The organism is Methanobrevibacter sp., from assembly GCF_017431965.1.
Taxonomy (GTDB): domain Archaea; phylum Methanobacteriota; class Methanobacteria; order Methanobacteriales; family Methanobacteriaceae; genus Methanocatella.
The window spans coordinates 1-13296 of record NZ_JAFRKB010000003.1 but is presented as its reverse complement, the minus strand read 5'-3'; the positions used below and the strand labels follow the sequence as shown (position 1 = coordinate 13296).

Annotated in this window: 13 protein-coding genes; 8 read left to right on the top strand and 5 right to left on the bottom strand. The window is 32.1% G+C overall.

Going from position 1 to position 13296, the window contains the following annotated elements; genetic code table 11:
• Position 1 precedes the first annotated feature (1 nt).
• Positions 2-1717, top strand: coding sequence for an adenine deaminase (ade, locus tag IJI93_RS00240; protein WP_292818170.1), 1716 nt, complete (start codon positions 2-4; stop codon positions 1715-1717).
• Here ade and IJI93_RS00235 read toward each other — a convergent pair.
• Complete coding sequence (locus IJI93_RS00235; RefSeq protein WP_292818167.1) at positions 1714-2349, bottom strand: DUF447 domain-containing protein; 636 nt, start codon at positions 2347-2349, stop codon at positions 1714-1716. The two genes, ade and IJI93_RS00235, sit on opposite strands and share 4 nt — an antisense overlap.
• A gap of 84 nt (positions 2350-2433) precedes the next feature.
• On the opposite strand from IJI93_RS00235, the gene IJI93_RS00230 reads away from it, so the two are divergent.
• A complete protein-coding gene (locus tag IJI93_RS00230; protein WP_292818164.1) occupies positions 2434-3444 on the top strand; it encodes an SIS domain-containing protein in 1011 nt (336 codons plus the stop codon).
• A 43-nt stretch (positions 3445-3487) separates the two neighbouring features.
• On the opposite strand, the gene IJI93_RS00225 is transcribed toward IJI93_RS00230, so the two are convergent.
• Positions 3488-4081 carry an Hsp20/alpha crystallin family protein gene (locus IJI93_RS00225; protein WP_292818161.1) on the bottom strand — a complete coding sequence of 198 codons (594 nt, stop codon included), beginning with the start codon at positions 4079-4081 and terminating at the stop codon, positions 3488-3490.
• 586 nt (positions 4082-4667) lie between these two features.
• Here IJI93_RS00225 and IJI93_RS00220 point away from each other — a divergent pair.
• The 4 genes from IJI93_RS00220 (at position 4668) to IJI93_RS00205 (ending at position 6422) form a co-directional block, all read left to right on the top strand.
• Positions 4668-5180 carry a Panacea domain-containing protein gene (locus IJI93_RS00220; protein ID WP_292818158.1) on the top strand — a complete coding sequence of 171 codons (513 nt, stop codon included), beginning with the start codon at positions 4668-4670 and terminating at the stop codon, positions 5178-5180.
• Complete coding sequence (locus IJI93_RS00215; RefSeq protein WP_292818155.1) at positions 5173-5613, top strand: hypothetical protein; 441 nt, start codon at positions 5173-5175, stop codon at positions 5611-5613. Before IJI93_RS00220 ends, IJI93_RS00215 begins: the two co-directional genes overlap by 8 nt.
• Positions 5614-5776: 163 nt before the next feature.
• The gene (locus tag IJI93_RS00210; RefSeq protein ID WP_292818152.1) at positions 5777-6010 is read left to right on the top strand and encodes a hypothetical protein; all 234 of its coding nucleotides are present in this window, start codon (positions 5777-5779) and stop codon (positions 6008-6010) included.
• Positions 5988-6422: a PIN domain-containing protein gene (locus IJI93_RS00205; RefSeq protein ID WP_292818150.1), complete on the top strand. Its 435-nt coding sequence runs from the start codon at positions 5988-5990 to the stop codon at positions 6420-6422. The genes IJI93_RS00210 and IJI93_RS00205 overlap by 23 nt, the downstream gene beginning before the upstream one ends.
• A 91-nt stretch (positions 6423-6513) precedes the next feature.
• On the opposite strand, the gene IJI93_RS00200 is transcribed toward IJI93_RS00205, so the two are convergent.
• Positions 6514-7533, bottom strand: a complete 1020-nt coding sequence (locus IJI93_RS00200; RefSeq protein ID WP_292818148.1) for a hypothetical protein — start codon at positions 7531-7533, stop codon at positions 6514-6516.
• A gap of 516 nt (positions 7534-8049) precedes the next feature.
• On the opposite strand from IJI93_RS00200, the gene IJI93_RS00195 reads away from it, so the two are divergent.
• Together IJI93_RS00195 and IJI93_RS00190 are read left to right on the top strand one after the other, a co-directional pair.
• Positions 8050-9429, top strand: a complete 1380-nt coding sequence (locus tag IJI93_RS00195) for an MFS transporter (protein WP_292818145.1) — start codon at positions 8050-8052, stop codon at positions 9427-9429.
• A gap of 452 nt (positions 9430-9881) precedes the next feature.
• Positions 9882-10367, top strand: coding sequence for a hypothetical protein (locus tag IJI93_RS00190; RefSeq protein ID WP_292818143.1), 486 nt, complete (start codon positions 9882-9884; stop codon positions 10365-10367).
• Between the two features lie 99 nt (positions 10368-10466).
• On the opposite strand, the gene IJI93_RS00185 is transcribed toward IJI93_RS00190, so the two are convergent.
• Entirely contained in the window at positions 10467-11690 is a 1224-nt protein-coding gene (locus tag IJI93_RS00185; RefSeq protein WP_292818139.1) for a nucleotide sugar dehydrogenase, read from the bottom strand.
• 343 nt (positions 11691-12033) lie between these two features.
• Entirely contained in the window at positions 12034-13056 is a 1023-nt protein-coding gene (locus tag IJI93_RS00180) for an NOG1 family protein (protein WP_292818135.1), read from the bottom strand.
• Positions 13057-13296 lie beyond the last annotated feature (240 nt).

Sequence of the window (13296 nt, the reverse complement as noted above, 5' to 3'; positions counted from 1 at the left end):
AATGGAATTCACAGCTTATATCTATGATGTAATCTCTAAGACAATCCGTCCTGTAAGAATCACAATCGAAAATGGAATATTTACAGAAGTCGCCCCAATCACAGTAGATGAAAAGACCTTTGTTGATGTTAAGGGATTGGTTCTTCCAGGTTTCATTGATTCACATATTCATATTGAAAGCAGTATGATTACTCCGGCGCAATTTGCTAAAATTGCAGTGCGTCATGGTACTACTTCTGTCGTCTGCGATCCTCATGAAATTGCTAACGTTTTAGGTATTGAAGGTATTGAGCTGATGATTGAAAATGCGAAGAAAGTTCCTTTTAATTTTTACTTTACAGCGCCTTCATGTGTGCCTGCAACTCCATTTGAAACTTCAGGGGCGATTTTGGATTCATCTGATATTGAATTATTGCTTAAAAAAGATGAAATAGTCGCTTTAGGAGAAATGATGAATTTCCCGGGAGTTATAAATGGTGATGATGAAGTTTTAAGAAAATTGGCATTCGCAAGAGAATGTGGCAAGCCGATTGATGGTCATGCACCATTACTTTCTCGTCAAGATTTGGACAAATACCTTAATCAGGGTATAAGTACTGACCATGAATGCAGCAATGTTTTGGAAGCTCTCGAGAAAAAGCTTAAAGGTATGAAAATTATGGTGAGAGACGGTTCATCTGCCATGGATATGGAAGCTCTTTTCAATATAGATGAAGGTAAATCAAGCATCAAACATCCTGGTAATTTGGGCTCTATTTACAGGGACATGTTTGAGAGAAAAATATACTCTCCACTATTTGACTTTATCGTTAGTGATGACAAGCATCCCAATGATTTGATTAAAGGTCATTTGAATTTATCAATTAAAAAAGCGGTTGATTTGGGAATTGATATCCTGAAGGCTCTTGATATGGTAACAATCAATCCTGCTTATCATTATAATCTGAATTGTGGCGTCATTCAGGAAGGCGCAAAGGCAGATTTCATCGTCATTGATAGCATATTTGATTGCAATATCCTAAGGACATATATTGCGGGTGAATGTGTCTTCGATGGGGAAAATGTTTTATTTGATGTTCCTGAAATTGAAGCTCACAATTCAATCAACGCATCTAAAAAGACTGCTGATGATTTTGACCTACATTATGATGGAGATGAATGTGAAGTTAATGTAATCGAGTGTTTTGACGGTGATTTGTTAACCAAAAAGACAACTGCAAATTTGTATGTCAAGGATGGTATCATTCAACCGGACATTTTCCAGGATGTTTTAAAAATAGCTGTTGTGGAACGTTATGGAGGTAATGTCGTTTCCAATGCATTCATTAAAGGATTTGGTCTTAAAAAAGGAGCTATTGCTTCATCCGTTGCCCATGATTCTCATAATATCATAGTCGTTGGTTATAATTCAGATATGATGGCACAGGCTGTTAACATGGTTATTGATGATATGGGGGGCATTGCTGTTGTAAGTGAAGACTTTTCAGATTCGCTGCCTCTTCCAATTGCGGGGCTTATGAGCAATAAGGACGCATATGATGTGGCTCATAAATTGGGCATTTTACATAATATGGTTTCGGCTTTGGGTTGTGAACTTAAATCCCCATTCATGACAATGGCTTTTATGGCTTTGTTGGTTATTCCATCAATTAAAATTTCAGATAAGGGACTGTTTGATGGTGATGCATTTGAGTTTATGGATGTTATAATAAATTAGGGTTCATACCCTTTTTTCATTAATTCTTTTTTTATTTCAGCCATTGCACGCTTATCCTGTTTATAGCCGACTTTATTTACGATGCGGTTGCATTCCCTAAATCTTGTTAAATAATATTCTTTTTGAGTATCATCCACCAAATCAAAACGTGAATAGTTGGATAGTGTTTCTATAACGCATCCGAAACTTCTGTTAAATGCTTTAGTGGGCTTGTTAATGACTAATTCAGTCACTTTTGATTTTATGACTATGGCTTCACCTTTCTTTTTTATGGGATCGCTTTGTTTGACCGCTTCCTTTAAGCTGATTACCTCACATTTGAAGTAGGCATCTGCACATTTTAAGGTGTTGTCTTCATTGAAATGGCCTTCAGGCAAATTTCCTAAAGTGGATGCAGTAAACAATTCAGGGTCATGTGTAATATTGACTACAAACTTTTTTTGAGAGATGATGTTTTCCAGCGTGTGGCTTCCCTTGAAAATGCGATTTAAAATAATGTCCTTTCCGGCACACAATACTCCAATTGGCGCCGCATTTTGATGATTTTCACAATCGTTTGTAGTGATTATTGTTTCATACTGTTTTCCCTTTTCCATTCCTATTAAAGATAAATCGATTTCCATATCAATCATTTTTTATTTTTTTTAAAAAAACATTTTTATATATTGAATTACTACATATTAATATTGTTTATTAACTTTTTGGGAGTTTGGGCTATGAACTATAAAATGTATGATGAAATGATGGAACAACCTGAGTCCCTCACTAAAACCTTTCAATGTGAATTATCCACAATGGAAGAGGTTTCAAACTTAATTGCTGATGTGGACAAGGTTTATTTAATTGGCTGTGGAAGTTCTATTTCAACCTGTTACAGCGTTAGGGATGCTATCAGAATGTCTTCTACAAACATTGACATTGAAGTTTACGCAGGCTATGAATTTTACTACAATAAGAAATTACAAAAGGATGAAAATACACTTGCTATCTTCACTTCCCAATCCGGTGAAACTGCAGATACTTTAGCAGCACTTAGAAAAGCAAACGAATATGGTATTCATACGGTTTCCATTTCAAATGAACCGGACAGTTCCATGATTAAAGAAGCTAAAACTCCGATTACAACTAGATGTGGAACAGAAACTGCCATTTTAGGTACAAAAACTTATATTACCCAACTTGCTTGTCTTTATCAGATATTATTTAAGGCATCTGATTATGAAAATAAAACTGAGTTGCTGGCTCAACTTGGTGAAATGCCTAAAATGTTGGAAAAGCTATTGCTTTTAACTGAAGATGAAAACAAGGCATTGGCTGAAGAGTTTAAAGGCGAGGATATCTTCTACTGTTTAGGCAGCGGTCCTAATTTCGGTCTGGCTTATAAATTGGCCATGACAATGTTTATGGAGGGAGCTGTCAAACATGCCTGCCCGGAATATTCTGCTGAATTTAGGCACGGTTTAATTGAAAGGGCAGAAAAGGATGTTCCAATCGTATTTTTAAAATCTGATTTGGAATCTGATGAAATAACTCAAAAAGCAATTGAATTTTCTGAAAACTTGGAGTTAAAATCAATAATATATGACTTGAAGGATTATGCGGATGTTGATAAATTATTATCACCATTTATTCTAGTTATTCCTTTAGAATGGTTTGTATATTATTTGGCTCACTTTAATGGTGAGGATCCTGGTGCAACAAGACACATCGGAAAAGTCAGATACTAAAAATTAATTATTTTTAAAAAAAGAGATAAAAAATGTAGAAAACTTATTCTACATTTACTTTATGTTTTGGAATTACTAATTTTGGAATGCTTATAGTAACGGTTCCGTTATTGAATTTAGCGGAGATATTTTCGATATCGAGGCTGTTTTCAAATCTGATTGTTTTTATGCATTTGCCTGATTTTAAAGAGGATGCAATTACTTCAGCGGTTTCATCTTCTTCAAATTCTTCAATGTATGCTTTAAAGGTTGCTTCGATAGTAATGTCGTTGTCTCCAGCTTCAATTAAAATGTCATCTTTATCAATACCTGGAACAGCAGCTTTGATGTAGTACACGTCTTCAGTTTCGATTAAGTCAACATCTAAACTTTGAACGGTTGCTTTTTTATAATCGTTGTATTTTTGATCTGCAGTTTTTTGCATATTTTTAAGACTGTCTTTAAATTCATCAATGCTTTTGTACAAATCACTGATTACATTGTCTGCAATATTTTTTCCTTTTTCTTTGGTTTCTTCGAATTTTTCACCAAATTCATCTTTTTTATCTTCAAATTTGTCTGTAGTTTCATCAAAGTTTTCTTCAGTTTCTTCTTTTTCATCTGAAATTTTGGTTTCAATAGTTTCGCTATCTACCATAGTTTTCACGCTCCTTATTTTGATGAATTGCATGAATGTATTTTATTTACTTTTTGTTACTATATAAAGGTTTCGATTAAATTAACTGAAAGTTATTAAAACTTAATTTGATTAATTTTTTATTTTTTTATAGTATAATTATTTATTTTATTAAATTCATGAATTATTTTGTTAATATTAGTAATAACTGTTATTTAATGGTTATAATTAAATAAAATCAAATTTCCATTTGGTTTAAAATGTTTTTAATAGGATGGTAAATATGTATTTTTTCAGTTTTGAATATTGCCGTTAAAAGATGTATTTCTTTTATGCATTTAATCCTTCCTAAAAATTATTTTAGGTTTTAAGATTGTTTTTACTTACTAAAATTGCTTTATATTCGTAAAATTGTCATAAAAGCAAAGGAAATCTATTTAAATAATTTAAAACTAACTATTATTAAATTTTCAATAATATTAACTTCAAGGTATCGAACAGGATATTAAAACTGATTACATGATATTATTTATATGTTGGTTTTCATATCATATATTGTAAAATTAGTTTTTTTTTTCAAAGTTTAAAACTGTAATGAGGTTTTGAAATGAATGAGAATATAATTTACGACTCTGAAAAATTCAAATCAATGATTCACTACATAATCAGCAGATGTCACACAAAGGATAATTTTGCCAGGGTGGTATTATATAAATTATTATATTTTTCTGATTTTGACAATTATGAGAAATATGAAAAACCGATTAGCGGTGAAACTTATATTAGAAAACAAATGGGACCAGTTCCTTCACACTTTTTTGAAGCTATTGGCGAATTAATTGATGAAGGAAAAATAGATGAGCGTTCCGAACGTGTTATAAATTATTCAAAATATAAATATTCCTCATTAACAGACCCAGATATCAGTTTGTTATCCTCAGATGAGATTCAGGTAATTGATGATACAATCAATAAACTTTCTCATTTCTACTCTGAAGAGATAAGCCAATATTCTCACGGAGATATTCCTTGGAGATTAGCAAAAGATGGTGAAATATTAAACTATGAAGCCGTTTTTTATAGAGATCCGGAATATTCTGTGAGGGAGTATGATGACTGAGTACAAGGGCTATACATTTGAATACCATCATAAATTCAAAAAAGAGTTTCAAAAGACTTTCACCCGCCACCAATGCCCTACAATTAAAAGCGACTTCAAACTTTTGTATGATATTTTAATCCAACATCTTTTGGAATCCAATAAATTTGAATCACATGTTTGTATGCGTATTGCAGGATTAGAAAATTATGTGAACGTGCCTGCATTCATTATCAAGAAGTTCCGTTGTGAAGGAATAAATAAAGGCGTTAATTCCGGTTTTAGAATAACATTCCTCTTTGATAAAGAAGAAAGTAAATTTATTTTTGTTGAAATGTTTCATAAAAATAAAAAGAAAATTCCTGATAAGAATAGGATAAATGAATTATTTGTAAAAGAAATTGAAATCAATGATGAGTTATATGAACATGAAGAAGAATATTTAAATTTATAAAATCAGGGAATTATTTTATTGGTATTATTAATTAATCTAAGATTATTTTCATAAATTATTCTTTGTAAGTTTAAGAATTTTTGAAATTTAATTTTTCCGATAAATTTATATTATTCGGAATATATATTAATATTCAGATTAATCATAATCGATGTGATTTTTTATGAGTTTAGCAAGCAGTAAATTATACGGTAATGATGAATTGCACTTGCCGAAAATAATAAAAGAAGAATTTAAACAATTCCCTATAGATGAAAACACAATCTTTGAATGGGATATAAAGGATGATGAAATCATTTTAACACCTAGGCAAAAAGTAACACTGGATGATGTTTTTGGAATGATAGATGACGATGGTGAAGACTGGAATGTAGATGAGTTGGTTTACGATGGCTAAACTGTTCATTGACACTTCATTCATTATTCCAATATTCAAAAGAAACGACACCAATCGCGAAATAATCCAAAAAAATAAAAATCTCCTATTGGAAAATGAATGTTTTATTAGTAATGGGGTCTTGCAGGAAGTAATAACAGTCATAATGAAGAAAACCAAAAATATAGAACTAACAAAAAAAGCATATTACTTCTTAGTGGATAACTTTACAATACTTAACGAACAAAGCATTGAAAAATATAATGATAGGGTATTTTCAATCTTTAAAAAATATAATGTTAATACTTATAAAGCCAGTTATATTGATTGTTCTAGTGTTGTTATTGCTAAACAGTTTAATTTAGATCATGTTGTATCCTTAGATAAATTTTTTGAAAAATTTGAGGAAATATCTCTGTTGGAATTAAATTAAATTCCATTCTTATTTTTAAAATGTAAAAATAAAAAAAGAAAAGGACTAGGAAAAAATCCTAGTTAATTAAGCATAATAATTTCTTGTTATATTATAACTGTACAGGAAATCCGGTACCTGTGGAACCAAAAGCTTCAGGGGCAAGGCCCTGTTCATGCATAACTCTTAATTCAGTAAAGAAAAGGAAATACTGCAGTGGAGTAAACTGGCTGTTATTTGTTTTGATTGATGCATGCATCATTTGATTAACGGTATCTTCTATGGATGCAGCGGTGACATTGTAACCGCAATTCTGCAAAGTATGGGTAGCAATCAATATTGTTTCTTCAATGCTGGAATGATTCCTGTAAACATCTAAAATCAAATCAAGATAGGAGTAATGCAGATCAGGACGCTCTATAAAAGCCTTTCCATTCTTTTTATTGAAGAGGTCTATGTATTTTTTGGATTCGCTGTTGATTGACTTGTGTAATTCATCTGCTTTGTGCATTTCATCCTTATAATAGGAACCGTTCATTTCTTTGGAACCTGTATATACTGATCCGTCAATCATTTGGTACATCATGGCTTCCACTTCACTGAAGGATATTTTTAATCCTCCATCCCTTAATACATGGGTTGCGATTATTACAGTGTCTTCAAATGAGTAGTGTTTATAAATCTCTAAAATCAAGTCCATTTTAGAGAATTTTTTACCGTTTGACATTGTTTTTAAATGATTATCTTGGAAGTATTTGTTATATTTTGCAATGTCTTTTTTAAGAGAATCTTGATTTTCAGGACTTAAATCAATATGTTTTGGATTTTTTACACCAACGGTTGGAACTACTTTTTGGTCTAAAGGATTTTGAGTTGAATTCCCAATTGCAGCGGTGGAACTGTTGCTATTGACAATAGTGTCATTAACATCTGCATCATTTCCAACAGAAATAATGCTGTTATCATTGGTGTCATTTTGAACAGTATTATCTATTTCATCTACACTACATTGATGATCAATTGCATGAATGGGTGCATCATCAATGGTACCATTAATATCGGTTGCTGAAGCAATTCCAACACCGATAATTAAGATCAATAATGAGAATGTGATTAATGCAAATTTTTTCATATTAACACCTTTCTTATTTTTTGAAACTTGTATTTTCTGCTGTTACTTTATTCAAGATAATATATAAAGTTTTTCGAGTGTAAGTGCCCACTTACATCTTAAAATAATTTAAAAATAACTAATTAATCTAATTTTAAAAAAATAAGTGTTTTAAATAATCATTATTGGATTTGAGTAACTATTCAAAAATTTGACCAGTAACAGTTTGTAAATAAAATTTTAAAAATATAGTTACTTCCAAACTAATCTATTCGATTACATAAATCCAGATAAAAGGCTAAATATATATTTTTAAGGGTAAAGTAGCGCTCAGGTAGTTCAAATTTTTTGCAATTAAAATTCATATTGCAGTTATCTGATGGGATATGTGGCTGCAGAGGATAACTCATACATCTTCATTGATGGAGCAACTCAAATCATGCCATTAGTGGAAAATAAATTTGATATATTTAAATAAAAGTATAAAAAGAAATATTATATAGACAATTCAATTAACAAAAAAAGACTGTGAAACCAATGAATAGTGAAGTTAAAACCGGAAGGACAACACTGATTATATTTATTATAGCGGCCGCGATATTGAGTGCTGCTCAGACTGTAGTGACAACTGGAATTTCATTCATCACCCTTGATTTTCACACAACTACGAACATGGCTCAATTGGTATATTCTTCATTTTTGCTTGTTTTGGGAGTGATGATACCATTATCCGCATTCATTGCCCGACGTTTTAAAGTGAAAACAATTTTAATATCTTCTTTAATTATATTTTTAATTGGGACAATAATTTCTTTTATTTCACCGAATATAGAAATCTTAATTATTTCAAGAGTGATACAGGGTATTGGAGCGGGAATTTTACTCCCGATTACACAAATTGTGTTATTTAAAGTAGTTCCTGAAGATAAATGGCAAGTTTATATGGGTTTATTTGGCCTTATTATTGGAATAGTTCCTGCATTGGCTCCGACATTAGGAGGTGTCATTATTGATTATGTTGGATGGAGACCAATATTTCTGATATTTGCAATAATTGTTGCAATTTTAATATTAATTTCTTTAGCTGCAGTTAAATTGGAATTTGAAACTGGCGATTATCCGTTAGATATATTATCATTAATGCTTTGTATCGTGGGCTGTTCCGGAATAATGTTTGGGTTCAACAACATTACAAAAAATTTAAGTCCGGTTGTAATTATACCCCTTATAATTGGTGTGATTTCATTGGTTATCTTTGTCAAAAGGCAATTCAGTATTAAAACTCCATTAGTAAGTCTGGTTCCTTTAAAAAATAAGTTTTTCTTTGCGGGAACATTATTTTCATCTTTACTTTACTTTACAATGTGCGGTTTGAATGTAATAATGCCATTGTTTGTTCAAAGCGTAGCGCATTATACTGCGACAGAATCCGGTTTGATATTGCTTCCGGCAACCCTTGTGATGATTGTATTCAATTTCGTAGGTGCAATAATAGCCAATAAAATCGGAGTTAGGAAAGTTCTGATTCTGTCTTGCATATTTTCAATTGTAGGCTATTTGGCAATGACAACCTACACAATGAGTACCTCAATGGAATATATGGCCATAACTCAGATTATCAGATCCATTGGGGCAGGTTTAGGTTTAATGCCTGCGGTAACATGGACAATTGCAATTGTATCTGGAGACGTAGAAGATGCAACAGCAATTAACAATACTGTAAGACAAATTATCGGTGCAATAGGTTCGGCGGTTGCAGTAGTTTTAATGACATTATTTGCAGGGGGAAGAATCAGCCACAGTTTAATTTCACAAGAAGCATTTTCCCAAACCGCAATTATGATGTCTGTTTTAGCTGTAGTATCCTTAATAATTGTAGTTCTTTATATTAAAGATGAAGTTCATGATTTAATCTAAAAACAACTTCATCATTATTAAATTTTTAAAAAATAGCAACATAGTATTATGGATATCAAAGGATATGAAAACAGACGGAACAGTAATTATGAGAGTAATGTTTGGTCTGCTATCTGATTTTGAATTATTTTAGCTTTTCTAATGTTTATATTACGATTTGAATATTTTGCAATGAAAATTATTCACTTCAAGCAACTTTAGTTAATTTTTGGTAAAAATATTTCTATGCTTGAAAAAGACCATTTTAGTTTAGTTTATTTGAAATAGGGTGTTAAAACACTTTGTTGGAATAATAATTAATTTCAAGTCTTTTATTTACTAAATAATGATGTAAGTGAGCACTTACATTCGAAAAACATTATATAAGGGTGTTTTCATATATTTAATTGTACTTTGAAGGGACTTGTATTCCCAACACTTCTCTTACAGTTAAACAAAAATTAGGTGATAACATGGATATGAAAAAAATATTTTTCGCATTGGTCGTTTCTGCACTTTTAATCGGCGGCGTTTGTGCAGCAAGTGTAAACGATTTTAAAATAGATGATACATACAAAGGTATCTACAACGGCGAATACTACTCAGTATATGCAAACACTAACCAAGACAGTGGAATTTCAATTTACAAAAATGTAGATGACGATGTTTACGATAATATTGAAAACGATGACATTTTAGATAATGTAATCCATCATGACGGAAGAGAATACATAGTGGCTGATGATGATTTAAAACTTGATGTAGGTTCAGACCACATCGCAAACTTCACGGACTATGAACATGCAACTCATGGTGTTTCAGAAGTAGTTGATGTTAACGGAGACCAATACATTGTAGTGGTTTGGGCGAAAGATTCAAGTAACATGGATTTTGCTAAATTACTTTCAACATTGAACGATTTCAATAAAAACAACAATGTTAAAGCAATTGCATTCTAAAATTAGAATTTTTGGAAATGGTTTTAAGTAATTATAAATAAAAAAAGGAGTGTTAATTTAGTTTTTTAAACACTCTTTTAGAACTTTTTTTGACAGTTTTTAATCTCTTCTAAAGAGATCTCTTGTATATACCTTGTCTGCAACATCGCCAAGAACATTGGAATCAAAGCGGTTTGCAAGAATCACGTCACTTTCGCTCTTGAAACGGTCAATATCATTTACCACTTCAGACCTAAAGAATTCGCTTCCATCATCCAATGTTGGTTCATAGATAATAATTGGAATTCCTTCGGCTTTTATGCGTTTCATTACGTCTTGTATAGCTGATGCACGGAAATTGTCACTGTTACTCTTCATGGTAAGTCGATAGACTCCAACTGTTTCGGGATTCCTTGAAATGATTTCATCTGCTATAAATTCCTTACGTACTACATTTGAATGGACAACTGCCTCAATCATGGTCTGAGGTACATCTTTATAATTTGCTAGCAGCTGTTTTGTATCTTTAGGCAAACAGTATCCTCCGTATCCGAATGATGGGTTGTTATAATGTCCGCCGATACGAGGGTCCATACATACGCCGTCTATAATCATCTGTGTATCAAGGCCTTTGGTCTGAGCATATGTGTCAAGTTCGTTAAAGTAACTTACCCTTACGGCAAGGTAAGTGTTGGCAAATAGTTTGATGGCTTCGGCTTCTGTCAAATGCGCCAACAATATTGGAATGTCCTGTTGCGGACAGCCGGCTCTCTTTTCCTCTTCTCTTGCACCATCTAGAAGAAGGTCTGCAAACATCTGTCCTTCTTCTTTTTGGTCATCATCGCATCCAACGACTATGCGGCTCGGATGGAGGTTATCATAAAGAGCTTTTGATTCACGAAGGAATTCTGGGCTGAATATAATGTTATTAATTCCATACTTTTCACGCACGGATTTTGTATATCCTACTGGAATTGTTGATTTGATAACCATAAGAACATCCGGATTAACTTTAAGGGTCCATTCTATTGCATCCTCAACAGCTGATGTGTCAAAGAAATTATTTACATCATCATAATTTGTTGGTGTGGCTATAATGACAAGCTCAGCATTCTTATAAGCTGCTTCCTTATCTGTTGTTGTGTGAAGATTCAGTTTCCTTTGTCCTTCACGTGTCTCTTTAAAAAATCGTTCTATCTCGTCATCTTGGATAGGACTGATAAATTGATTTAACATTTCTGCTTTTGATTCTGTTGTTGTAATGGCTGTAACATCATGCTTTTGAGCTAGCAGGACAGCAAGTGAAAGCCCTACATATCCTACACCAGCGACTGTAATTTTCATTTAAATTTTCTCCTATATCTTTTTTGTAATAGATTATGCCTTTTTAAAAATGTATCATAAGATTTCCGGTTGGATATCTCATTTATATTTCATGAGACTCATTAAACATTGTCAGTGTCTTCTTTGAGATATGCACAGTTTCTTTTCCGGAAAATTCAACTCTTTTTTTTACTATTTATATTCATTTCTTGAAGTTTAAAATATTTCAGCTGAAAATTTTCACATCAAATACTACTTAATTTTCATTAAAATAGCTATTAATAGTTTATATCTCTTCTTTAAAAAACTTTAGGGGTAATTGTTTTTAATTAGATAGATTTTCTCCAAATATAATTTAATGTATTTAATAATACTCATCATCGTCTTCTTCAGGTGTTCGGTCTATCTTTTTAATGGAGCGGATAACCTTATTTATTTCATCAACGCCTTCACCATCAATAGCTGAAATGAATATGGATTTGTCTTCATCATCAATATACTCATTAAGATATTCCCTATCTTCAATTAAGTCCATTTTATTAAATAAGTAATAGACAGGAATATCTGCAAATATTTTTTCAATCTGCTTTAATAGGTTATATTGGTTTTCCAGATGGAATCCGCAGGTTTCGGATGCATCAAAGATAAACAGGATTGCATCAGCCAAATGTTCAAGTGCAACGATAGCATTCATTTCAATATCGTTCATCTCCAAAACGGGTCTGTCGAGCAATCCTGGAGTATCGATAATTTGGATGCTTCTCCAGTGTATTTCTGTGTGGCCTATCTGAATACCTTTTGTTGTAAATGGGTAATTTGCAACTTGAGGGTCAGCGCCGGTAATTTGTCTTAAAAGTGTGGATTTTCCCACATTCGGAAAACCGGCAATGACTATTGTGGTTGCATCAAAATCAATTGTTGGCATATTCCTCAGGTTTTGTTTTGCAAAGTCCAGGAAATCCAAATCCTTTTTAATCTTATATACGACTGAAGATATCCTTCCGTAAGCTTGTTTTTGTATTTCAGTTGCCCTTTCAGAAGGGTTTTTCCTAATTTTGGCACCGTACTCCTTTTCAAGCTGAGTAATTATTCCATATGCCCAGTTCAGTGCGCCTAATGATTGTTTCATGTCATCCACACCAACAGTGATGTCGATATAATCTTGATAGAATGGATGGAGCTCTTCAATTTCAGGAACTGCGTCGATAATTGATTTTAATTTATCTTTAATTACCTGACAGGAAGTAATGACTCTTCTTTCCTCTATTCTTTTTCCTTTTAAATGCTTAGGAATTTTTTGAGACCTGATCAAATCGGCCTGTTTTTTACCTCTGCTGAATCCCTTGTCCAATAATTCTTCGGGAGTAGGTATTGTTGGTATCATCATTGTAATCACGTTAAATATCAATTAATTATTTTTTTCTCAATCTTTCTATACTATAGTTTAGATTTGGCGGGTTAATTAAATTTGTGGATAATGTTGGGGTATTTCAGTTAGTTTTTATTTTATATAATAAAAAATATGAAATGTTTACTATGGGAATTACTGATTATATTAAAACTAGATTGTTATATGAATACTTATGAGATAGTTGTATCACTTTTCTCTCTACACTACTTTTCTAGA

Coding starts and splice junctions, on each gene's coding strand:
- ade (WP_292818170.1), top strand. CDS start 2: ATGGAATTCACAGCTTATATCTATGATGTAATCTCTAAGACAATCCGT.
- IJI93_RS00235 (WP_292818167.1), bottom strand. CDS start 2,349: ATGATTGATATGGAAATCGATTTATCTTTAATAGGAATGGAAAAGGGA.
- IJI93_RS00230 (WP_292818164.1), top strand. CDS start 2,434: ATGAACTATAAAATGTATGATGAAATGATGGAACAACCTGAGTCCCTC.
- IJI93_RS00225 (WP_292818161.1), bottom strand. CDS start 4,081: ATGGTAGATAGCGAAACTATTGAAACCAAAATTTCAGATGAAAAAGAA.
- IJI93_RS00220 (WP_292818158.1), top strand. CDS start 4,668: ATGAATGAGAATATAATTTACGACTCTGAAAAATTCAAATCAATGATT.
- IJI93_RS00215 (WP_292818155.1), top strand. CDS start 5,173: ATGACTGAGTACAAGGGCTATACATTTGAATACCATCATAAATTCAAA.
- IJI93_RS00210 (WP_292818152.1), top strand. CDS start 5,777: ATGAGTTTAGCAAGCAGTAAATTATACGGTAATGATGAATTGCACTTG.
- IJI93_RS00205 (WP_292818150.1), top strand. CDS start 5,988: ATGAGTTGGTTTACGATGGCTAAACTGTTCATTGACACTTCATTCATT.
- IJI93_RS00200 (WP_292818148.1), bottom strand. CDS start 7,533: ATGAAAAAATTTGCATTAATCACATTCTCATTATTGATCTTAATTATC.
- IJI93_RS00195 (WP_292818145.1), top strand. CDS start 8,050: ATGAATAGTGAAGTTAAAACCGGAAGGACAACACTGATTATATTTATT.
- IJI93_RS00190 (WP_292818143.1), top strand. CDS start 9,882: ATGGATATGAAAAAAATATTTTTCGCATTGGTCGTTTCTGCACTTTTA.
- IJI93_RS00185 (WP_292818139.1), bottom strand. CDS start 11,690: ATGAAAATTACAGTCGCTGGTGTAGGATATGTAGGGCTTTCACTTGCT.
- IJI93_RS00180 (WP_292818135.1), bottom strand. CDS start 13,056: ATGATGATACCAACAATACCTACTCCCGAAGAATTATTGGACAAGGGA.